The organism is Parashewanella spongiae (genome assembly GCF_004358345.1).
GTDB classification, from domain to species: Bacteria; Pseudomonadota; Gammaproteobacteria; order Enterobacterales; family Shewanellaceae; genus Parashewanella; species Parashewanella spongiae.
This window is the reverse complement of record NZ_CP037952.1, coordinates 127,444-148,176: the sequence shown is the minus strand read 5'-3', so window position 1 is coordinate 148,176 and position 20,733 is coordinate 127,444. Positions and strand designations below refer to the sequence as shown.

Genomic DNA, 20,733 nt, shown 5'->3' with positions numbered 1-20,733 from the left:
CAGTCCAGTACATACTGGACATCTTGAAAAGAAAGGAAATTATTGTGGCTAAAGAAAAATTTGAACGTAGTAAACCCCATGTTAACGTAGGTACAATTGGTCACGTTGACCATGGTAAAACTACTCTAACTGCAGCGATCTCACACGTTTTAACCAAAGCTTTCGGTGGTGACGTTAAAGATTTCGCACAAATCGATAATGCTCCAGAAGAGCGTGAGCGTGGTATTACGATTAATACTTCTCACATCGAGTATGACACTGAAACTCGTCACTACGCACACGTAGACTGCCCAGGTCACGCGGATTATGTTAAAAACATGATTACTGGTGCGGCACAGATGGACGGCGCAATCCTAGTAGTAGCTTCTACAGATGGCCCTATGCCACAAACACGTGAGCACATCCTGCTTTCACGTCAGGTTGGTGTACCATTCATCATCGTATTCATGAACAAATGTGACATGGTTGACGATGAAGAGCTTCTAGAGCTAGTAGAAATGGAAGTTCGTGAACTTCTATCTGAATACGAATTCCCAGGTGATGACCTACCAGTTATCCAAGGTTCTGCATTAGGTGCACTTAACGGTGAAGCACAGTGGGAAGAGAAAATTCTTGAACTTGCTAACGCATTAGACACTTACATCCCAGAGCCAGAGCGTGCTATTGACGGTGCATTCATTCTTCCAATTGAAGATGTGTTCTCAATTCAAGGCCGTGGTACTGTTGTTACAGGTCGAGTTGAGCGCGGTATCATTAAAGTGGGTGACGAAGTAGAAATCGTTGGTATCAAAGATACGACTTCAACCACTTGTACTGGTGTTGAAATGTTCCGTAAGCTGCTTGACGAAGGTCGTGCTGGCGAAAACTGTGGTGTACTACTACGTGGTACTAAGCGTGATGAAGTTGAGCGTGGTCAAGTATTGGCACAGCCTGGTTCAATCACTCCACATACGACTTTCGAATCAGAAATCTATGTATTGTCAAAAGAAGAAGGCGGACGTCACACTCCATTCTTCAAAGGCTACCGTCCACAGTTCTACTTCCGTACAACTGACGTGACAGGTACTATCGAATTGCCAGAAGGTGTTGAGATGGTAATGCCTGGTGACAACGTACAAATGGTTGTTACTTTGATTGCTCCAATCGCGATGGACGAAGGTTTACGCTTCGCTATCCGTGAAGGTGGCCGTACTGTTGGTGCTGGTGTTGTAGCTAAAATCGTTGCTTAATCTCTGATTAATTACGATACATCAGCTCAATACTGAAAAAGACCGCTTAGGCGGTCTTTTTTGTTTTTATTCATTGTTCACTGAGCAACCTGATCTCTCCTTAATAAAACTCCCTTTCGAGCTCCGAATGATGTTAAGAAAATGCATAAATGGCGGGCATACTGGTGCTATTAATGGGTAGATTCAACATAGCACCAAGTAGGTGAAGTTTACGTTTCAAGATCTAGAGTCATTCTTCTTAATGAATATGTTAATTTCACCTCGAAGGTCGCGGTATGTGGGTCGCAGGATGTATATGCCTGCCCGATTGAGACATAGTGTGTTTCCAGAGCCGAAGGCTCTCTGTAACTGATGCTACTTTTTCTTGCGACTCATTGGATTGAGACATCATTCTAATAAAACGGTTTGAACTTCTAATTGACCTTTTAACACTTTGTGATAACGATCTAGCAAGATTTATCGTAGCCCTTTTTCTTGAAAAACTTTCTTCTGGCTCAGGTTGTTGTGAAGCTTCTTTCTGCGAAATTCTAGAAACGGTAACAAAAGTAGTGTAATTGTATTTCTTCAAGGCCTCTGGATCACCGGACGTCACCCACGTATCAAAAACAGTGGTTGAAAGCTCTTCTTCACCAATGCCAAGTTGCTTTAATAATTCAACAAGTTCGTTTGCTTCTTCTGACTTTTTAAAATGAATAATACTCACATCAAGTAGTTCATCCGCACCAACCTCGGCAGCGCTTTTAATTGTTTTTTTTCCTTCTTTAATCCTCATTTCATTCAACATTTCTTTGTTCAAATCAATGAAATCGATAACTTCCTGACCGTAGTTAGCAAAATAATCCCGACCATCGCGTTTCACCGATCTCAGTAAATCTGATATATATTCACAACACAGTTCTCGACCGGCGATTGAGTATGTAATCGTACCGCTGAGTTTATCCACACTGATATCACACACTTTAGGATCAACGCCTGTTTTTAAGTGCTTTCTGAGATTTTGAAACGCCGTATATTTTCCATAGGTCATCAGCAATGGTGTTTCAGTTGTCCTGACAAGAGAATGATGTCGAATATTTTCCATTGGAGAGACTTCTGCCTGTTCGCCACAAACGGGAGGCTGTACAGGGAGATCATCCGCTGGTGTACTATGCATAATATGATGCAATTCTTTCAGTGCTTGTGCCTTTGAACCCTTGCGGAAGATAACGTCGATTAACCAATCTTTTAACCCTAATGCTGTAGCTTTCTTAATATTAGGGTCAAGCATCTTCTGAAAGCGGCGAGGATTGTCATACACAGCATTAGCAGTATACTTTGCAACTAAAGCCATGGTATCACCCCCACGAGTAGTTCTAACGAATTATAAGCTTACACTTCAAGCTGTTACCTCACAAATATAAACTCTGTTTATTAACCAATTTTAATATTGTTTATATGTTATTGGGCCAATGTACTATCTGTTATTACTCTCAATTATACCGATGAGTTCTCGTCACTCCAGCGCAGGCTGGAAACGAAGTATCGACAGTTTTGTATATCGGTAGTCTAGTGCCTTGCTTTTTTCTATAAAAGCCACTAGATACCTGCCTTCGCTGGTATGACAAAGATTGGTACTTTCTAAATCGCTAGATCCCTTAATGAAAGTGATTGCCTTGTACCCTGCTCGAATGAACACTGGCTTTTGGACTCTGCCGATGATGATTATACCAATTACAGTAATTAAATTCCCAGCTCAGAGCTATGTATGTGTTCAAAGTACAAGTGAAATTGATGAAGACATAGTTATTACCGACATACAAAACTGTCGTTATTACATTGCTACGTTGAGACAGTTTTGCGTAGTAATTTGGACACATACAAGCTCCCGAAGGGAAAGGCTAAAGGATTCCATTACTACGTTACAAGTTTTGAATTATCCCGATAGTACTTCAAACTTGCGCCTTGTACTGAAATCCTTTAGCTCTTGCTGAGTGGAAAGTTAATTACTGTAATTGGTATTATCCGACAGAGAGCTTTATGTCAGCTCATGAAGCAGCCGACATGATAGCTTCCTCATTAACTCAAGCTCAAAGAGAATTTATTTCTAATCTCACCTTAAAGTCGTTAATAATCTATTCAATACGTGTGAATCAAAAGTGCTCTTTATGACATTGATATAACGCAGCAACCTTATTGCTACTACGTAAATCCCTGTGGTAAATAAACCATAAATGCTCAGTATGGCCGCTTATTTGAAAAGGAGTTTCCACCAATTGTTTTTCGACAGCCAAATTTGTTGCCACAACTCCTAATCCGAGCCCTTCGGCGACGTCGCCAGCCATATCACTAAAATGACTCGATGGATAAATGATATTGCTATCATCAATGTGAGAGAGCAATACCAATACATTGAATTAAAGACTAGGGTCTGTTGATCTTTCGTGATTGTTTTTGCAGCGATAAATTGGTTATTTTATGCAAGGCAGAGTTTGTGAGGTTTGGTTATTATCGACATACAAAACTGTCGTTACTTCGTTTCCAAATAAGAAAACGATAACGCAGCACCTTTGATTTAGAAAGAGCGACCAATTTACGCTCTCTCTTTTTTCGATGCTTTTGAGCATTCACTGTTTTGTGTTGTGACCAGCTCACTTAGATGGCTAAGCATCACTGCTCACGCCTTGAACAGATAAATGCTCAAATAGCACAAAATTTAATCCTGAAAGATCAACAGACCCTAATAAATCTCTCATTTAGTTATCTTGTTAACCTCAAATTAAGGTAAACAAGCCTACACTATTACTTGTAATATCGTTAATCGTGATACTGGAGTCATCAAGTGGCTAAAGCGCATTTCACTGTCCATCACGTATGGGATAGTCCCAGAAGAATTTTTCATTGGTTAAATGTATTGTTTATTTTAACCCTGACTTTTGTTGGCTTAGTCATGTTGAATAAATCCGCATTGGGGATCCATGGGCTTGAAGCTAAAATTGCGCTCAAAACGCTCCATGTAGTTTTAGGCTACGGGTTCGCACTCAATTTAATCGTGAGGTTAGTGTGGGGTTGCTTTGGTTGTATACATCCAACTCTGCGCTTAGGTCGCGCTCCAATTAAAGATATCATTCAATATCAATCTCAAATTACGGCGCAACAAAAACCACAATACCTTGGACATAACCCACTGGGTAAAATCGCCGTCATCATTATGTTTATATTAATGATCATTGTAATGGTCACAGGATTAATTCGTGCGGGTACTGATATTTATTACCCTCCATTGGGCGGTATTTTCCAAAAATGGATAGTAAAGGATGACTATGAACCAACAGCCATTAAACCTTATGATGAGACCCTTGTAGATCAACAAGCTATTGCTCAACTTAAGCCTTATAAATCTGTCATTGGGAAAATACATTTATACAGTGTTTATGTACTGTTAATTATGATTGCCCTCCATATCATCGGCGTCATTAAGACAGAAATATCACTCCAGCCAGGAGTGATTTCAGCAATGGTTTCAGGCAAAAAATGGATAATTGGAAAAGCCGAGGATGAATGATAACCCTGAAAAAATCAGTTGACTGCGTATATGAACGCTCCCAACCGATTTATTTAGGATAATGGATGTTACAAATAAAAATCTTTAAATAATTTTACCGCAGACGAGCACAAAAAAGGTCGGTATTCACCGACCTTTTTACATTCATGCTGATTTTATTAGTTTTGCGTTGTAACCGCTGTGTTGCTTGTACCAGTTTGCGCCACACTAATGCTGTTAGCAGAGCCAGTAGAAGAGCCAAATACGCTGTTTAGATTACCCGTTTGAGAAATAGTAAGCGTATTATTTGAACCAGTAACACCAAAGTCAGCGCTTACGCCATCAATGCCTGAGATATCGTTGCTGCCACCAACTTGAGCAAGCTCGATGCTATTCTCATCACCTGTGGTTAAAATATCAATCATATTAATGTCACCACTTTGAGATGCATTAACCGTGTTTGAATTACCATCAGTCGTCATACGTGCATAATGGCTATTGCCATCTTGATGTAAACTTACGGTATTAGCATCGCCAAGTACGCGCATGTCAGTTCTGTTCGAGGCACCTGTTTGAGTAATATTGACAACATTGTTATCACCGCTGAATTCAGCCACATCACCGTCGCCTACATTATTTTGGTCGCCATCTTGATCTACTGTGATTTCGTTGTTGTTACCCGCTACATTGATTAACCTAGCTGTATTTAGAAAATCAACCTGCGAGATATTAAAGCTGTTCGTATGCCCAACAGTACCCTGAATTAAAGAAGAGTTAGAATCACCATCCTGTGATATAACAAACTCATTGTCATCAGAGCCTACATTAACAATACGTGATTGATTATATTGACCGCCTTGAGTAATGGTGGCTGTATTACGATTAGCTTCATTAAATGAATAAAAGTAACTTTGGTTATCTTCTCCTGCTTGATCGAGGGTATGGACGTTATTATCACCACTAAAGCTAAAATAATTATAGTTACTTATACCATTTTGAGTGATCGTATTCTCGTTGTCGCTACCACGTGTTTCGCTATACGAGTAGTTAGATATATCCTGAGTCACATCGTTTACGTTTGCATCACCATAAACTGCTACTGTACTGTTATTGTATTCACCGGTTTGCTCAATGAATTGTGTGTTTCCATAACCATTAGAAGTTAATGATGATACATTATATTCACCATTTTGTATTACTGATGAATCCTGAGCATCACCTTCTTGGTTTATCGTGCTTTGGTTAAAACTACCGAATTGAGTTGAAGTGGCAGTTTGACCTTCATTGCTCACTGTTCTTTGATCAATGGTAATTTCATTATGGTCGCCAGCAACAACAGAGGCGCTGAAAATAGATGAAACCGCAATCGCGATGAGTAACTTCCTTGTACGTGTAGGCATTTTTTTCTCCCAGTTTTTTTAAAAATGAAAAACAATAAAACAAATTTTTGTAAATTCGTTTTAAAGTGATTCAGTTATAGGAAATTTACCTATATCGCTGAATATCGCAATAGTAATAAGGTCTAGATATTTATAAAAAATATATTATATTTAAATTATATAATTTCGCACTAACCAACTGATTATAAATGATTAACCACTTATTGTTGCTTTAGCGGTTTGTACTATGAAAAACTTTGCAGCTAGTAACAATTTACTAATATTAAAAATTAACATTAGTGAAACATATTTATAAAGGTTCCAAGATTTTGAAACCTTTACTTTTATCTCAACTAAATTACTCGTGAAAACTGTTGCTGGCGAGCTTTATCTCGGAAGTATTTATCAAAACACATACAAATATTACGGATCAATAAACGCCCTGTCGCATTCACACTGAGGATTCGATTTTCAATGATTATCAACTTGTCATTAACAAAGGTTTGCAGCAGTTTTAGATCTTCTGCGAAGTATTCATCAAACTTGATATCAAGTTGCTTTTCTATCTTCGCCATATCAAGTTCAAAATGACAGATAAGCTGTTTTATCACGACACGCCGAATTTCGTCATCACGATCGAGCTCACAGCCTTTCCAAAGGGCATGCCCCTCATTATCAATTGCGCCATAATACTCACGGACTTCTTTTTGATTTTGCGCATAACAATCGCCAATTTGGCTTATTGACGATACGCCCAAACCTAATAAATCACACTCTTCTTTAGTGGTGTAACCTTGAAAGTTGCGATGCAGTTTACCAGTGCGTTGTAACTTAGCGAGCTCATCGTCAGGCTTAGCAAAATGATCCATCCCAATAAATTGATAACCAGCATCTGTTAATGTTTTGATGGTTTGATGTAATATCTCTAAACGCTGTGATGCTGACGGTAGGTCATCATCTTTAATTTTTCGCTGCGCAGCAAAACGAGAAGGTAAGTGCGCATAATTGAACACTGATAATCTGTCGGGTGATAATTCAATCGTCCGTTCGATAGTTTGAGCAAAACTCACTGGTGTTTGATGCGGTAAACCATAAATCAAATCAACATTTGTAGAAACAAAACCCAACGCTTTCGCCCTTCCAATCAAATCAAAAATAAACTGTTCGTCTTGTTCACGGTTGACCGCTTTTTGTACTTGCTTATTAAAATCTTGAACACCAACCGAGATACGGTTAAATCCGGCTACTTTTAATGTATCAAGCATTGAAAGTTCTATTTCTCTTGGATCAATTTCAATCGAAAATTCACCATCATCAACAAAATTAAACGCTGATTTTAATTGATCTGTGAGCCACAAAATTTGCTCAGGCTCAAGATAAGTCGGTGTGCCGCCGCCCCAATGCATCTGTGTTACCTGATAATCTTTAAATAACGGGGCGCGATTAATAATTTCTGTTTTCAAGTATTCTAGATATTGCTCAGCTTTATGCTTATGTCGTGTAATGACTTTATTGCAACCGCAGTAATAGCAAAGTTTTGCACAAAACGGGATATGAATATAAAGGGATAATTCACGGCTTTTACTGTTTTTGATTGATGCTAATAACGCATTTTCGCTAAAGCTATCGTCAAACTCTAAAGCTGTTGGATAAGAGGTGTATCGAGGACCGCTGTAATTGTACTTCTCGATCATCGACTGATCCCAGTTAATTTTTGGAGAATAACTCACAATCTTGCCTCCGGCGTTTCACGGTAGCTAATGCTTAATGCCCGAAGTATGCCTGAAGCGAATGAGTAAAACTTTGATCTAACGCAGATTGTGAATTTGACTGCTGAACTTTCGACAATAAAATCTTTTAATGAATAATGAACTCAAACTGTACATTAATTGGAACGAGTAACCATAAACAGCTTTCATTCAGCTTTAATGGGTTATTATGCGATTTTAGGATCATAGTATTTAAATACTTATGTCGACTCCATCTTACTCAACGGCTCAAGCTCACAGGACTAGATATGTTGCTCCTGTCCAAACTGATAACACGCCACAATCAACATCTGGTAAACATCAAGTAAACACTGCAACATCAAATGATACGCTATATCACTTTCTGAAAAAATTTCATTTAGACAAATTAGCTGATTTTCGCGCTCATCGATTGAAGGTAACACAACAACCTAAGGTATATCAGTTTGGAGTATCAGAGTAGTGACGAGCGATAATAACTATTGAGTAGCACAGTTCACGGCTCAATAAATAGAGTAAAAACGATTATTACTCTATTTACCGTTAAATCAATGTGCCATTTTTGCCAAATCAAAATGCTGAATTTTTTTTACTTCTTCAATGATGCCTTGCTCGTAGGTAGCCTCTGACTTCATTCGCTCCAAATCAAGTTTCATTCGCTGTTGTTTTGAAAGCGCCTTCCGTTGCTCCATGATTGGATGAGTGGCGATACAAGCATAGTGGGCAAACAATTGTGGATATTTAGGCTCAACCAACTCTAACAGTGAAATCGATTCAAACAATTTCACAATTCTCATTACACCTTCTGATAGTTCACACCGTTCTTCAATCATAGCAGCAGCAATATAACGTATATCACCTAACACTGAAGTTTGCTTAGCTTTTATCGTTTCTGCTTTTTGAGTTGCAATTGCTTTCTGCTTGCGATTTTGCTGACGCAATTGAAGAATTAATATTGTGGCGTAAGCGGCTAATCCAACAATAATACACACCGCTCCAATAATTAATGCTACCTGCATTCACAGCCTCTTAGTTTTGATAGTCTTTCAATAAATCAGCACCTGACTCAAAACGTTCAAAGAGCTCGTCATCGCTGTTTTTTGCTTTTTTAGGCTGTGTCTCTACAGAATCATTTAAGCCGAGCTTATTCATCAGAGATTCAATTTGATCTAATTGACTATCGAGCCATTGCTGATCTTCATTGCTCAAGACTTTACCTTCTTCAAGCCTATCTAGAAGTTTATTTAATCGCGGATTGTCTTCGAGTTGTAATAGCTTTTGCTCGTCTGTCAGCTTAGGTTGTTTCACTTTAGTCTCTGGCTGACGAAGCTCCGGTGTAGCAATATTAAGTATGACAGGCTTTTTGCTACCATGACGAGCATCTTTTGCAACCGCGGCAGCTGAGCCACCTTTTTGAGCCGCTAATTGCTGTTCATTATGACGACTGCCTGACTTTTTACCATTGTTTCGCTTTTTGCTGACAGAACTGCGATCTTCTTTCTTGGTTCGAGGAGCATTCTTTGGGCCATTTTCGCTGACCTTACGCGTTTTTTTACTTCTAGGCATGTGATGTATTTACTATGCTGATATGTACAATTCGATAATTTCAACAGTATATCATGATCTGCATGGTTAATTCTTTTTCAACACGATCAGCGTGCCATTATTAAACACTTCTGAGAGCTCGCATAACTCCGCGAGATAATTTAATGTTTGCGCTTGGTAAAAGCTGATCCGAGTAGCATCATTAATAAAATGCCAAGAATTAAAAGCAGCAGGATCGTTTAATAACTGTGTCTCAACAATCACCCATCCTCCTTGCTTCAATAAACGTGATTGCAATAGCCAATCCCGTTTCGGATTAGCAAAATGTTCAAGTACACGGTAATTGATGATCACATCATACTTTTGTTTGAGCATTTTAGAGTCCACTTCATCGAAGGGATTAAATTGGAAAAACAAGTGCCCAAACCCTATTATTTTATCCATTAAATCGCCGTCCAACGGGTAGCCATAATTTAAAATACGCAAACATTGTGCTTGTTGTTTTTGAAATTCGGTAATAACTGTAGAAATAAAAGTAGCGTGTTTCGCTTGCAGTTTCATTTTCTCGTTGCCAAGGCGCTGTTTAAAAACACTTTGAGGCAAATGAGTATTAGGATCTGAGCAGATAAAGCCACATGCAGTACAATTAAAATAACTGCGTTTTTTATCCTGATAGAAGTATCGAGCGTGCCCATGACAAACCAAGCAATGATGCATAAAGATGACAAAACCAATTCATAGAAAAAGAGTATTCAAATAAAAATATTCATTCGTTGACGTTCAATTAACCTAAAAACATCAGTTGAACACTGGGTATATGAGTAACTGTTTGAGCAATTGGATGATTCTATTATCATGTTTTTCACCCAATGAGTGAAATGCTCTACGCTCACAAGCTTGCTAAAATGGCTGCTATCTGCGTTGTAACTTTTGCAAGTAGAATAACTACTTACTGCAAGCTACGTCTTAATATCAGCCATTTTTTCTACGCTTGAGAACGCAGTCAACTGATGTTTCTAGGATTAACGAACTCAAACATAACACTTTAATCTTGAATCGTCACATCTTTAGAAATAATCTCAAAGCTGCTAAAAATTAAAGAAATAAAAAAGGCGGCAGAATAATCTGCCGCCTATATGAACGAGTGTCTTCGACACTGTAATCTGATCTCAAGTATCCATGCTTGCTTAGCGACATTCCCGGTCGGTATCTTGAGTAACAGCTGTCCATGCATCTTTTATTATTATGAGTCTTCCTAACTTTTTGTTATGTGCCGTAAAACGACTGGTCAGATGGCCAAAAATTAACACATCTTAAAACATCGTCTGTGATGTTGAGTCAACAATCCATGTTTTCATTATTAGCGAGTTTTCAGTTTAACTTTCATCTGAATCCTTCAGATGTGAGCAAAGCAAAACTCTTTAGCGGTAAGGGAATGCTATACAGCGGTCGGTCAAAATTAACCTGTCCTTACAATTTGAATAACCAGGGCTTAAAGGTAAGCCACGACTCTTATTATTATTAGAGAGTGGTTGTAGTTTTATTATTATTTTAGCGTTCTTTATTCTTATATCTTAAATGTATCAATACCGAAATCTGTTCATTATTTTTATTATTACTTGCATGACAGTTGGGTTTACCTCGGTACAGGGCGCATTAAACCGAAGTTACATAAGAATGTCAACAAAACGATCCAATAAATTACGTTGACGTTAACGTTAATTACTTCCGGATAAAAAAGGATGTTTCATAACATCCTTTTTTATCTCACTTTTTTAAAAATAATTACTTCAAGCTCGCAATATATTTTGTGAGCGCATCAATATCAGCATCTGTTAATTTTTTAGAGATATCTCTCATCATGCCGTTTAAGTCATTATGACGCGTTGCATCACGAAACTTAGTTAGCTGGCTTTTAATATAGTCTGGGTATTGATCTGCAAGACTTGGAAAGCCTGCAGCTCCCATACCTTTACCAGTCGGACCGTGACACGCTAAACAAGCGGTAATGCCGCGCTCTGCATCTCCAGAGTTGTACAGTTCCATACCAGCGGCAGAACCATCCGTAGCTGCTATTTGTGAAGATTTCTGTGCGGCAAAATAAGCCGATAAATCTTCAATATCTTGAGCCGTTAGTGCGGCAACAAAACCAGCCATTGTTGGGTCAAAACGACCTTTGGCACCATTAGTTTGCCCACCGGTCTTAAAATCATGTAATTGCTTCTTCAAATATTCTGCATGTTGACCTGCAAGCTTCGGAAACATGGCAACTAAGCTATTGCCATCCATTCCGTGGCAAGCCGCACAGAGGGCCGCTTTAGTTTGACCGGCTTCAGCACTACCTTCAGCAAAAACAGGTGCTGAAATTGTGGCAACGATAACAGACAGCATAAGAGCTAACTTTTTCATGGCGTTCCAACTTCTTTGTTAAGATTATTGTCCTGAGCTTACTGGCAAGACCCGTAAGCGTGATAATATGTTTAATATTGTGATCAATATAATATTCTACACGAAATCGTAGAAAAGTAAGCAATCCTTGGATAATTATAGTATTGCGTTATCGAAAGTTGGAGTAAACCGTGGCTGACCCCGAGATAGATTTCCGTAAAGCAAAGTTTCTAATAAGTGCGCCAGACATTGCACACTTGGATGAACACCTACCCGGTGATGTAGGCGTTGAAATTGCGTTTGCAGGTCGTTCAAATGCAGGAAAATCGAGTGCATTAAATGTGTTAACTGAACAAAAAGGCTTGGCGAGAACCAGTAAAACGCCCGGTCGAACTCAATTAATCAATGTCTTTGCATTAAATCAACATTGTCGCTTAGTGGACTTACCGGGTTACGGTTTTGCGCAAGTGCCATTGGCATTAAAGAAAAAGTGGCAACAGGCATTAGGCGAGTATTTGCAGCAACGCAAGTGTTTGGCAGGTGTTGTTGTGCTTATGGACAGCCGCCACCCGCTTAAAGATCTTGATATGCAGATGATAGAATGGGCTGTGGCCAGTGAACTCCCTGTTTTGGCATTACTGACAAAAGTCGATAAATTAGATCAAAGCGCCAAAATGAAAACCGTCAACTTTGTTCGCAATGAACTGGCTGAGTTTGGTGACAGCGTTCGAGTTGAACCATTTTCGTCGTTAAAAGGGACTGGCAAGAAAAAAGCATTAACAATTTTAAGCCAATGGTGCCAGCTTGATGAAACAGCTAACGAAAATTATTGATTGATAAATGAGTTAGATGAACAATAACGGCCAGCATAAGCTGGCTTTTTTGCAAAAAAAAACCGGTAGCAACTGCCACCGGTAAAAATAAATTAGCCCTTTTGGGGAGAAGCTAACTTCAACAAGACTCAAGTTCCACCAACACAGTTGGTGGCGCTCAACATCGTCATAATACTCGATCTACGAACAAATTAAAGTAATAACTCTAATTCAGAGTGTTTTTATGATCTACTGCAAAATATATTCGTTTATTCCGCATGAATAAAAGTGGAAGTATTCATATTCTTGTGTCTTAAAAAAGCTACTCTAACTGGCTTATTCTCATCGCTTCTAATTTCGCATACAGATGCTCTGTAAAAAAACCATGCATTAAAAAACGTTGCCCCAAATTCCATGGACCGACCAAATATTGTGGATATTTGTTATAGGCATATTCCGTAAGGGTATTATCATCAATAATATTGCCAACTCTAATCGCAATGGATTGATCTAAATTAAATCCGTTGATTGCATCACGGTATTCGTCTCTTTTTAATAATAAGCAAAACAGACACATAAATAATGCATGGGATGTTTCAAAATCTAAAATTTGAGTGACCTTTTGCTCAATGGTGAACTCATCCATATTGATGGGTTGCCACGCTGCCCAACGATGTTTTTTTGTAGTTTCGCTATCGGAGCGTTTCACAGCTCCGAGTTTAATAAAACAGTCAAACAACTCTTGATCATGATTAACAAAGGTTTGGGTTAGCATATCACTGATTTTCTTAGGATATAAATTTACCTTGTGATCATGGCCGCTGTTCTCTGCTAGAAAATTTAAAATGTTTGATTCTGTCGCAAAGTGTCTCAAAATTAATAGGTTAGCTTCCTTGGATACAAAATAAGTACAAAACCAGCAAATAGTTTTCTGTAACAAAGAATGCGCACTGAATTGGGGTAATGGAAGGCGTTTGATAAACCATACAATATGCAACACAAACGCAAAAAAGAACTGTAAAATCGGCCTTAGTGTCCAACGCAAACCATTATCAAGATCTTTCAGCCATAACTGCACAGCTACATGTTCAATAGGGAGTGAATCATCCTGACTGATGGCTTGCAAATAAGGACTTCGCGTCTTGTTAGCCATTATCGATCTCTTCTAATTGCAGTTGGTATAACTTCGCAACGACCTTTGAAGTGCGGATAATGTCATCGACATTTTTTGTTGATGTCGCCACTCGATCGATAAGTTGATACAGCTCTCTCATATGGTTTTCATCATTATTACCATGATATTCCATAAAAGACGTAGCCGATTTTTCAAAGGTAAATTGCTGACTAATGAGTTTTGCCCAGCGACTGGCCATCTTGTTACCAAGTCCTTCAATAATCCACATCGCACCAATTAAATCGACAGGATTTGGCTGACTGGATCGATACATCAGAAAACCATGTAATGCTTCTGAGCCGATATTTTTCTTAGCTGATTGTATCTCTGTCAGTAAACCTCCAGCGGCGACATAGTCAGCTTCTAACAGTAAATAATCACGGTGCTCTTCTGTCGCATGATGGATAACGGTGGATCGTACATCCGAATAATGACGATCAAAACTTGAAGCACTTCGACTGATCCAGCGAGAGCCCTCAACCACTTGCTGGCGCAAATTAAGCAGTAATTTTTGGTAGTCTTCCACACTTAATCGATTTTGTTCTAATCGCTGGATAATCGGAACTTTATTTAAAGATAAATCGAAATCGAGCCATACTTTCAATAATCCTTGTAAGCATGTTTTCCCTGATTCAGTTAATACCGTATTTTCCATTTGTCGTTATCCTGCCACCGTTAAGTGCATGTAAGCACAATTGAATCGACCGCTTTCTGGAACCATACAAAAGATGGTTTCACCGGCTTTGAGATCATGCGTTTTAATAAACTCATCAAGCATAATAAAAATGGCTGCACAGCCCGTGTTACCTCGTTGATAGAGGTTGGTATACCACTTACTTTCGGGAATACTGATGCTCGCGGTATCAAGCATGTCGAATATTTTGCTTTTAAAATATTTGGAAGAAAAATGACACAAAACATGGTCTATTTTGGATGGAATGATTTTACCTTGTGCGATTAACTTCAAAAAACCTTGTACGCCGATGGCGACAATGTGCTCAAGCAATCTAACGTCTTGGCGAAGCATTAACGCACCCGCTTTCTCTGCATCAGCATAGGATTGATAATCTTGCCAAGTTTTATCCTCTTCGTTTTTTGCTCGCCCTACGGACATGCAAACGGGTAACACATTGGCGTGAGAAAAGCTGGTTATCCAATCAATTTTAATGCTTGTTGCCATAGCTCTTGGGCGATTTTCTAATAGTATCGCTCCGGCACCGTCCGACAGCATCCAACGCAAAAACTCAGCATTAAAATCAACTTCATTACTGTCTAACTGTTCATAACGGGAATGTTTAAACAATCGAGACGTTAACTCGCTCGCAACAACTAACGCATTATCACTGTCTTCACACTTAATGTTATTAACGGCCACTTTCAACGCCATCATACTACTAGAGCAAATGCCATGACTCGTATGCAATTCAATCTCTGAAAGATTTAACGCGGCTTGCACCATGCTGCCAAAACCCGGTAATATCATGTCGCCTTGACTGGTGGCACAACTGAGCATCTGTATTTTAGCTGGAGACAAGTAGCTATTATTAATACAATCGATTCCAGCTGTAGCGGCCATATCACTATTGGATATCTTCGTTTCTTGCTGCTCATTAATCGCATAATGACGCTGTACAATGCCATTAGATTTTAGAATTTTGTTTTTTAAACGGCTCTTTTTACCGTGGATCAGTCCGAGAATATCTTCAATGCTCTCATTTCCAACGGCATCGCCCGGTAAATAGTGCCCAGTGCTATTAATATAAACGTCCACTTATTTTCCTTTAATTAAGTACGCCTTAAGGCAACGTAGATTTTCTTCCGCGTATGGAAATACACATGCGATCATCATAAATGTGACATAGGCAGGTAAATAAGCCGATGAGCCATGAGGTTCTTCCATTGGGACAAGTGACAAATTGCCAGCCCAATCGAGGTAAATCAGTTGCAGAAACGCTTGCCAGTTAATCACGATGATAGAAATAAGCATGTATAAGGGCAGAGAGCCGAGGTAAGTATGCGCATGCATTTCCCAAATTGAAATTTCACGCTTAGGGGCGGCATATTTCACATCCCAATGGGCCACAATTTCATGTGAAATCCACGTAATTATACAAAGGAGCAGGATTAATACATTGACATAAAAGGCTAAACAAAGGGCTATGGGAATGGCAATTTGGATCCCCATTAAAGAATGTAAAAGTGACTCTTTGATACCTGAGGTCGTTTCTATTTTAGTGGCGCGATGGCAACACCAGTCAACAAATCCTGCGGCTCCCCAGAGTGGAAGAAATACATACAGTATTGCATTGATTAACAAATCAGAAGTATCCATACCGCAATCAGTCCAATATTTTTATGTTTTTGATATGTTACTAAATAAATTTCAAAAATAAACACTTATTTTTCAGCGCGTTATTTCAATACTGAAGATTCCCCTCCTGCTGTAGCACATTTTTTTATTTTTTAGATGTATTCGGGTAATAATACCAATTACAGTAATTAACTTCCCACTCAGCAAGAGCTAAAGGTTTTCAGTACAAGGCGCAAGTTTGAAGTACTATCGGGATAATTCAAAAACTTATAACCTAGTAATGAAATCCTTTAGCCTTGCCCTTCGGGAGCTTGTATGTGTCCAAATTACTACGCAAAACTGTCTTAACGTAGCAATGTAATAACGACAGTTTTGTATGTCGGTAATAACTATGTCTTCATCAATTTCACTTGTACTTTGAACAAATACATAGCTCTGAGCTGGGAATTTAATTACTGTAATTGGTATAAGTATCATACCGAGAGAAGCACGTTTTTGGACAAAACCAATTTACGCTCAATTTCATTATTTTTTGTTTGAGTCTGATGTACAACTATATGCTACCAAGCGGCTTCCCTGTGCGGTGGATAATTTTCTGTTATACATTTATAGAATGCCTTAAAGCTGAACATTTTTGTATTTATCATTTCAGTGCGTTATTTCTTAGCTTGTTAATTCACTCACTTATTGAGTAATGTGATGGCGACAGTGCGCACTTCTGCTGAGCATGGATCAATATATAGATTCATGCTCAAAAGCCTCCAAGAATACCCTAGCGAAGCTCTATCCTATCTTAACTTTGAGGTTTCAAGGTTTGATGGTGATGAAAACTTACAACAGGGTTATCAAAGATTAAACAAAACCGATAGACAAAAGCTGTATGATTTTTTCAACAATAAGTCATCGTCGACTCGCTCTAACTCTCGCACACGAGAGACTCATTATTGTAAGAAGCCAAGTAATGTTCGCCAACGTTTTGCAACTGAGCCCCGCTCCATTACTCCTAAATCGAGCACTCGATATACCAAGCAAATAAAGCAACCACCTTCCTCACCTAATTCCTTTTTTACTCAGACCAGTGCGCTTATTCACTCTTGGAAACTTAAACAGAAAAGCAAAAGTCAACTGGGTATTGAGTTAAATGTATTAATTGGTGGTTGCACTAAACTTTCGCAGCTTATTGAAATCATTCACAGCCTAAAAAGCGACAAACAGGTCATGGAAACATCATGGGACATAAGGTTAATCCATAAATTATTACACAAAGCGGCCGAGTTTTCTGACAGCCATTCATCTAATTTCGACGGCGTTTTTAGTGACATAATACGATTTAAATCGTTCTATGAATCGAAAACATGCACACTATTATTGAAATTAATTAAGTTAAATTTAAATTTTTCAGATGCCAAAGGATTGGTGCTAGGCGATACAGCTGAAGCCAGCGTAATGCAACAATGGGGCATCAAACCTGTTGTTGCCGTTTACAATGCTTTTATCACGGTATGCGCTAAAACTGGCCAGTTTGATAGTGCTTGGCGGCTGGTGTGTGGTGATAAGCCCGTGATGGCACCTCATCTACTACTAAAGGCAGATTCAATCACCTGCCTGAATTTGCTGACGACCTGCGCTGAAACGGGGCGTTATGCCGAAGCGAAAACATTGGTGTTGGGCGATGGCGATACAGATACAGCCAGCTTAATGCAACAATGGGGCATCAGGCCTGATGTTGCCGTATACAGCGCCTTTATCAAGGTATGCGCTAAAACTGGCCAGTTTGATAGTGCTTGGCAACTTGTGTGTGGTGATAAGCCCGTGATGGCGCCTCATCTACCACTAAAGGCAGATTCAATCACCTGCCTGAATTTGCTGGCTGCCTGCGCTGAAGCGGGGCGTTATGCAGAAGCAAAGTCATTGGTGTTAGGCGATAGCGATACAGATACAGCCAGCTTGATGCAACAATGGGGCATCAAGCCTAATGTTGCCGTTTACAGCGCATTTATCACGGTATGCGCTAAAAAGGGCCAGTTTGATAGTGCTTGGCAACTAGTGTGTGGTAATAAGCCCGTGATGGCACCTCATCTACCACTAAAGGTAGATTCAATCACCTGCATGAATCTGCTGGCTGCCTGCGCTGAATCGGGGCGTTATGCAGAAGCCAAATCATTGGTGTTGGGCGATGGCAATACAGCTACAGACAGCTTAATGGAGCTGTGGGACATCAAGCCCAATGTTGCCATTTACAATGCCTTTATCACGGTATGCGCTAAAACTGGCCAGTTTGAGAGTGCTTGGCAACTGGTATGTGGTGATAAGCCCGTGATGGCACCCCGTTTGCCTTTAAAAGCCAATCAAATCACCTGCATGAATTTGCTGACGGCCTGCGCTGAAGCGGGGCGTTATGCAGAAGCCAAATCATTGGTATTGGGTGATACAACTACAGACAGCTTAATGCAGCAATGGAACATCAAGCCTAATGCTGCCATTTACAGTGCTTTTATCACGGTATGCGCTAAAACTGGCCAGTTTGATAGTGCTTGGAAACTGGTGTGTGGTGATAACCCCTTGATGGCACCTCATTTGCCATTAAAAGCTAATCAAATCACCTGCATGAATTTGTTGGCAGCTTGCGCCAAAGCGGGGCGTTATGCCGAAGCCAAATCATTGGTGTTGGCCGATGGCGATACAGCTACAGCTACAGCCAGCTTAATGCAACAATGGGGCATCAAGCCTAATGTTGCCATTTACAATGCTTTTATCACGGTATGCGCTAAAACTGGCCAGTTTGAGAGTGCTTGGCAACTGGTGTGTGGTGATAACCCCTTGATGGCACCTCATCTACCACTAAAGGCAGATTCAATCACCTGCATTAATTTGCTGACGGCCTGCGCTGAAATGGAGCGTTATGCAGAAGCCAAATCATTGGTGTTGAGCGATATAGCTACAGCCAGCTTAATACAACAATGGGGCATTAAACCTAATGTAGCCATTTACAGCGCCTTTATTACGGTATGCGCTAAAACTGGCCAGTTTGAGAGTGCTTGGCAACTGGTGTGTGGTGACAAGCCTATGATGGCACCTCATCTACCACTAAAGGCAGATTCAATCACCTGCATGAATTTGCTGACGGCCTGCGCTGAAACAGGGCGTTATGCAGAAGCCAAATCATTGGTGTTGGGCGATGATGATACAGCAAGCTTAATGCAACAATGGGGCATCAAACCTGATGCTGCCATTTACAATGCCTTTATTACGGTATGCGCTAAAACTGGCCAGTTTGATAGTGCTTGGCAACTGGTGCGTGGTGACAAACTCTTGATGGCACCTCATCTATCACTAAAGTTAGATTCAATCACCTGCCTGAATTTACTGACGGCTTGCGCTGAAACGGGGCGTTATGCAGAAGCCAAATCATTGGTATTGGGCGATGGCGATACAGCCAGCTTAATGCAACAATTGGGCATCAAGGCTGATGTTGCCATTTACAATGCCTTTATCACGGTATGCGCTAAAACTGACTACTTTGATAGTGCTTGGCAACTGGTGTGTGGTGATAAGCCCGTGATGGCACCTCATTTGCCATTAATAGCCAATCGAATCACCTGCCTGAATTTACTGACGGCCTGCGCTGAAGCGGGGCGTTATGCAGAAGCCAAATCATTGGTGTTGGGCGATGGCGATACAGCTACAGCTACAGCTACAGCCAGCTTAATGAAACAATGGGACATCAAGCCTGATGTTGCCATTTACAATGCCTTTATTAAAGTATGTATTAAGGCTAAGGAGTTAGACACTGGAATATGGTATTTAGAAGAAATAATAAACAAGTGTAACATGAGTACTCTTTCACAAATACATGCTCAACTTGCGCCGCTTGAAAAAGATAATTTCGCAAGCATGATTGATAAAGGGATAACACAAGGAATATATAAAAAAAATGTTGGCTTAATGAATCATTGTATAGATTTGCATATGGATAAAATCTTCGAAGGACATTCAGGCGATGGTACACATATTCGAGGTGTTCCATTAGCTTTCGCAAAATTATTATTTTGTTACCACAAACAAAACAATGAACCCAAAATAACATCGATCATAACTGGATACCATGGCAATAATACGTTAAAAAATGGAATGATAATTTTTCTCAAAGATGAATTTGGATTTGAGTTTATCGAGGATAAATTCAACTCAGGAATGATAGTATTGAGCGAGTCTAGCCATTAACTTGATACTAGGGTCTGTTGATCTTTCGTGATTGTTTTTGCAGCGATAAATTAGTTATTTTATGCTAGGCAGAGTTTGTGAGGTTTGGTTATTATCGACATACAAAGCTGTCGTTACTTCGTTTCCAAATAAGAAAACGATAACGCAACACCTTTTATTTAGAAAGAGCGACCAATTTACGCTCTCTCTTTTTTCGATGCTTTTGAGCATTCACTGTTCTGTGTTGTGACCAGCTCAATTAGATGGCTAAGCATCACTGCTCACGCCTTAAACAGATAAATGCTCAAATAGCACAAAATTTAATCCTGAAAGATCAACAGACCCTAGCGAACACACTTTTTAATATGAGCGCATCATAAAATGAACATCATAGAACAACGACCATCTTATAATGTTAAATGCA

At 39.6% G+C, this 20,733-nt stretch carries 17 protein-coding genes; 5 read left to right on the top strand and 12 right to left on the bottom strand.

The features are described 5' to 3' along the window. Window positions 1-44: 44 nt before the first annotated feature. On the top strand, window positions 45-1,229 hold the full coding sequence (tuf, locus tag E2I05_RS00615; protein ID WP_133309412.1) for an elongation factor Tu: 1,185 nt from the start codon (window positions 45-47) through the stop codon (window positions 1,227-1,229). 256 nt (window positions 1,230-1,485) lie between these two features. Here the strand turns inward: tuf and E2I05_RS00610 are convergent, their stop codons facing one another. Both E2I05_RS00610 and E2I05_RS00605 read right to left on the bottom strand, forming a co-directional pair. After that, window positions 1,486-2,559: a hypothetical protein gene (locus E2I05_RS00610; RefSeq protein ID WP_121854563.1), complete on the bottom strand. Its 1,074-nt coding sequence runs from the start codon at window positions 2,557-2,559 to the stop codon at window positions 1,486-1,488. Window positions 2,560-3,358: 799 nt separating this feature from the next. Beyond that, the gene (locus tag E2I05_RS00605) at window positions 3,359-3,607 is read right to left on the bottom strand and encodes a type 2 periplasmic-binding domain-containing protein (protein ID WP_121854562.1); all 249 of its coding nucleotides are present in this window, start codon (window positions 3,605-3,607) and stop codon (window positions 3,359-3,361) included. A 440-nt stretch (window positions 3,608-4,047) separates the two neighbouring features. Here E2I05_RS00605 and E2I05_RS00600 point away from each other — a divergent pair, with 440 nt between their 5' ends. Further along, on the top strand, window positions 4,048-4,770 hold the full coding sequence (locus tag E2I05_RS00600; RefSeq protein ID WP_121854561.1) for a cytochrome b/b6 domain-containing protein: 723 nt from the start codon (window positions 4,048-4,050) through the stop codon (window positions 4,768-4,770). Between the two features lie 158 nt (window positions 4,771-4,928). Here E2I05_RS00600 and E2I05_RS00595 read toward each other — a convergent pair whose 3' ends face one another. Together E2I05_RS00595 and hemN are read right to left on the bottom strand one after the other, a co-directional pair. Further along, on the bottom strand, window positions 4,929-6,149 hold the full coding sequence (locus E2I05_RS00595) for a hypothetical protein (protein ID WP_121854560.1): 1,221 nt from the start codon (window positions 6,147-6,149) through the stop codon (window positions 4,929-4,931). A gap of 332 nt (window positions 6,150-6,481) precedes the next feature. Beyond that, window positions 6,482-7,858, bottom strand: coding sequence for an oxygen-independent coproporphyrinogen III oxidase (gene hemN, locus E2I05_RS00590; protein WP_279387041.1), 1,377 nt, complete (start codon window positions 7,856-7,858; stop codon window positions 6,482-6,484). Between the two features lie 241 nt (window positions 7,859-8,099). On the opposite strand from hemN, the gene E2I05_RS00585 reads away from it, so the two are divergent. Further along, window positions 8,100-8,339, top strand: coding sequence for a hypothetical protein (locus E2I05_RS00585; RefSeq protein WP_121854558.1), 240 nt, complete (start codon window positions 8,100-8,102; stop codon window positions 8,337-8,339). 85 nt (window positions 8,340-8,424) lie between these two features. Here the strand turns inward: E2I05_RS00585 and E2I05_RS00580 are convergent, their stop codons facing one another. The 4 genes from E2I05_RS00580 to E2I05_RS00565 form a co-directional block, all read right to left on the bottom strand. Next, complete coding sequence (locus tag E2I05_RS00580; protein ID WP_121854557.1) at window positions 8,425-8,895, bottom strand: DUF2489 domain-containing protein; 471 nt, start codon at window positions 8,893-8,895, stop codon at window positions 8,425-8,427. 10 nt (window positions 8,896-8,905) lie between these two features. Further along, entirely contained in the window at window positions 8,906-9,442 is a 537-nt protein-coding gene (yihI, locus tag E2I05_RS00575; protein WP_121854556.1) for a Der GTPase-activating protein YihI, read from the bottom strand. A gap of 66 nt (window positions 9,443-9,508) precedes the next feature. After that, window positions 9,509-10,138 carry a methyltransferase domain-containing protein gene (locus E2I05_RS00570; RefSeq protein WP_121854555.1) on the bottom strand — a complete coding sequence of 210 codons (630 nt, stop codon included), beginning with the start codon at window positions 10,136-10,138 and terminating at the stop codon, window positions 9,509-9,511. Between the two features lie 1,068 nt (window positions 10,139-11,206). Further along, entirely contained in the window at window positions 11,207-11,830 is a 624-nt protein-coding gene (locus E2I05_RS00565; protein ID WP_121854554.1) for a c-type cytochrome, read from the bottom strand. Window positions 11,831-12,000: 170 nt separating this feature from the next. Here E2I05_RS00565 and yihA point away from each other — a divergent pair, with 170 nt between their 5' ends. Then, the gene (gene yihA, locus E2I05_RS00560; protein ID WP_121854553.1) at window positions 12,001-12,642 is read left to right on the top strand and encodes a ribosome biogenesis GTP-binding protein YihA/YsxC; all 642 of its coding nucleotides are present in this window, start codon (window positions 12,001-12,003) and stop codon (window positions 12,640-12,642) included. Between the two features lie 301 nt (window positions 12,643-12,943). Here the strand turns inward: yihA and E2I05_RS00555 are convergent, their stop codons facing one another. The 4 genes from E2I05_RS00555 to E2I05_RS00540 are packed head-to-tail and all read right to left on the bottom strand — an operon-like array spanning window position 12,944 to window position 16,127. Beyond that, on the bottom strand, window positions 12,944-13,774 hold the full coding sequence (locus tag E2I05_RS00555) for a DUF6999 family protein (RefSeq protein ID WP_121854552.1): 831 nt from the start codon (window positions 13,772-13,774) through the stop codon (window positions 12,944-12,946). After that, window positions 13,767-14,450: an iron-containing redox enzyme family protein gene (locus E2I05_RS00550; RefSeq protein ID WP_121854551.1), complete on the bottom strand. Its 684-nt coding sequence runs from the start codon at window positions 14,448-14,450 to the stop codon at window positions 13,767-13,769. Before E2I05_RS00550 ends, E2I05_RS00555 begins: the two co-directional genes overlap by 8 nt. Window positions 14,451-14,456: 6 nt before the next feature. Then, window positions 14,457-15,566: a beta-ketoacyl-ACP synthase III gene (locus E2I05_RS00545; protein ID WP_121854550.1), complete on the bottom strand. Its 1,110-nt coding sequence runs from the start codon at window positions 15,564-15,566 to the stop codon at window positions 14,457-14,459. After that, window positions 15,567-16,127, bottom strand: a complete 561-nt coding sequence (locus tag E2I05_RS00540; protein ID WP_121854549.1) for a diguanylate cyclase — start codon at window positions 16,125-16,127, stop codon at window positions 15,567-15,569. Between the two features lie 678 nt (window positions 16,128-16,805). Here E2I05_RS00540 and E2I05_RS00535 point away from each other — a divergent pair. Then, window positions 16,806-20,330, top strand: coding sequence for a pentatricopeptide repeat-containing protein (locus tag E2I05_RS00535; protein WP_133309411.1), 3,525 nt, complete (start codon window positions 16,806-16,808; stop codon window positions 20,328-20,330). Window positions 20,331-20,733: the final 403 nt, after the last annotated feature.

Coding starts and splice junctions, on each gene's coding strand:
- E2I05_RS00610 (WP_121854563.1), bottom strand. CDS start 2,559: ATGGCTTTAGTTGCAAAGTATACTGCTAATGCTGTGTATGACAATCCT.
- E2I05_RS00595 (WP_121854560.1), bottom strand. CDS start 6,149: ATGCCTACACGTACAAGGAAGTTACTCATCGCGATTGCGGTTTCATCT.
- E2I05_RS00585 (WP_121854558.1), top strand. CDS start 8,100: ATGTCGACTCCATCTTACTCAACGGCTCAAGCTCACAGGACTAGATAT.
- E2I05_RS00580 (WP_121854557.1), bottom strand. CDS start 8,895: ATGCAGGTAGCATTAATTATTGGAGCGGTGTGTATTATTGTTGGATTA.
- yihI (WP_121854556.1), bottom strand. CDS start 9,442: ATGCCTAGAAGTAAAAAAACGCGTAAGGTCAGCGAAAATGGCCCAAAG.
- E2I05_RS00570 (WP_121854555.1), bottom strand. CDS start 10,138: ATGCATCATTGCTTGGTTTGTCATGGGCACGCTCGATACTTCTATCAG.
- E2I05_RS00565 (WP_121854554.1), bottom strand. CDS start 11,830: ATGAAAAAGTTAGCTCTTATGCTGTCTGTTATCGTTGCCACAATTTCA.
- E2I05_RS00555 (WP_121854552.1), bottom strand. CDS start 13,774: ATGGCTAACAAGACGCGAAGTCCTTATTTGCAAGCCATCAGTCAGGAT.
- E2I05_RS00550 (WP_121854551.1), bottom strand. CDS start 14,450: ATGGAAAATACGGTATTAACTGAATCAGGGAAAACATGCTTACAAGGA.
- E2I05_RS00540 (WP_121854549.1), bottom strand. CDS start 16,127: ATGGATACTTCTGATTTGTTAATCAATGCAATACTGTATGTATTTCTT.
- E2I05_RS00535 (WP_133309411.1), top strand. CDS start 16,806: ATGGCGACAGTGCGCACTTCTGCTGAGCATGGATCAATATATAGATTC.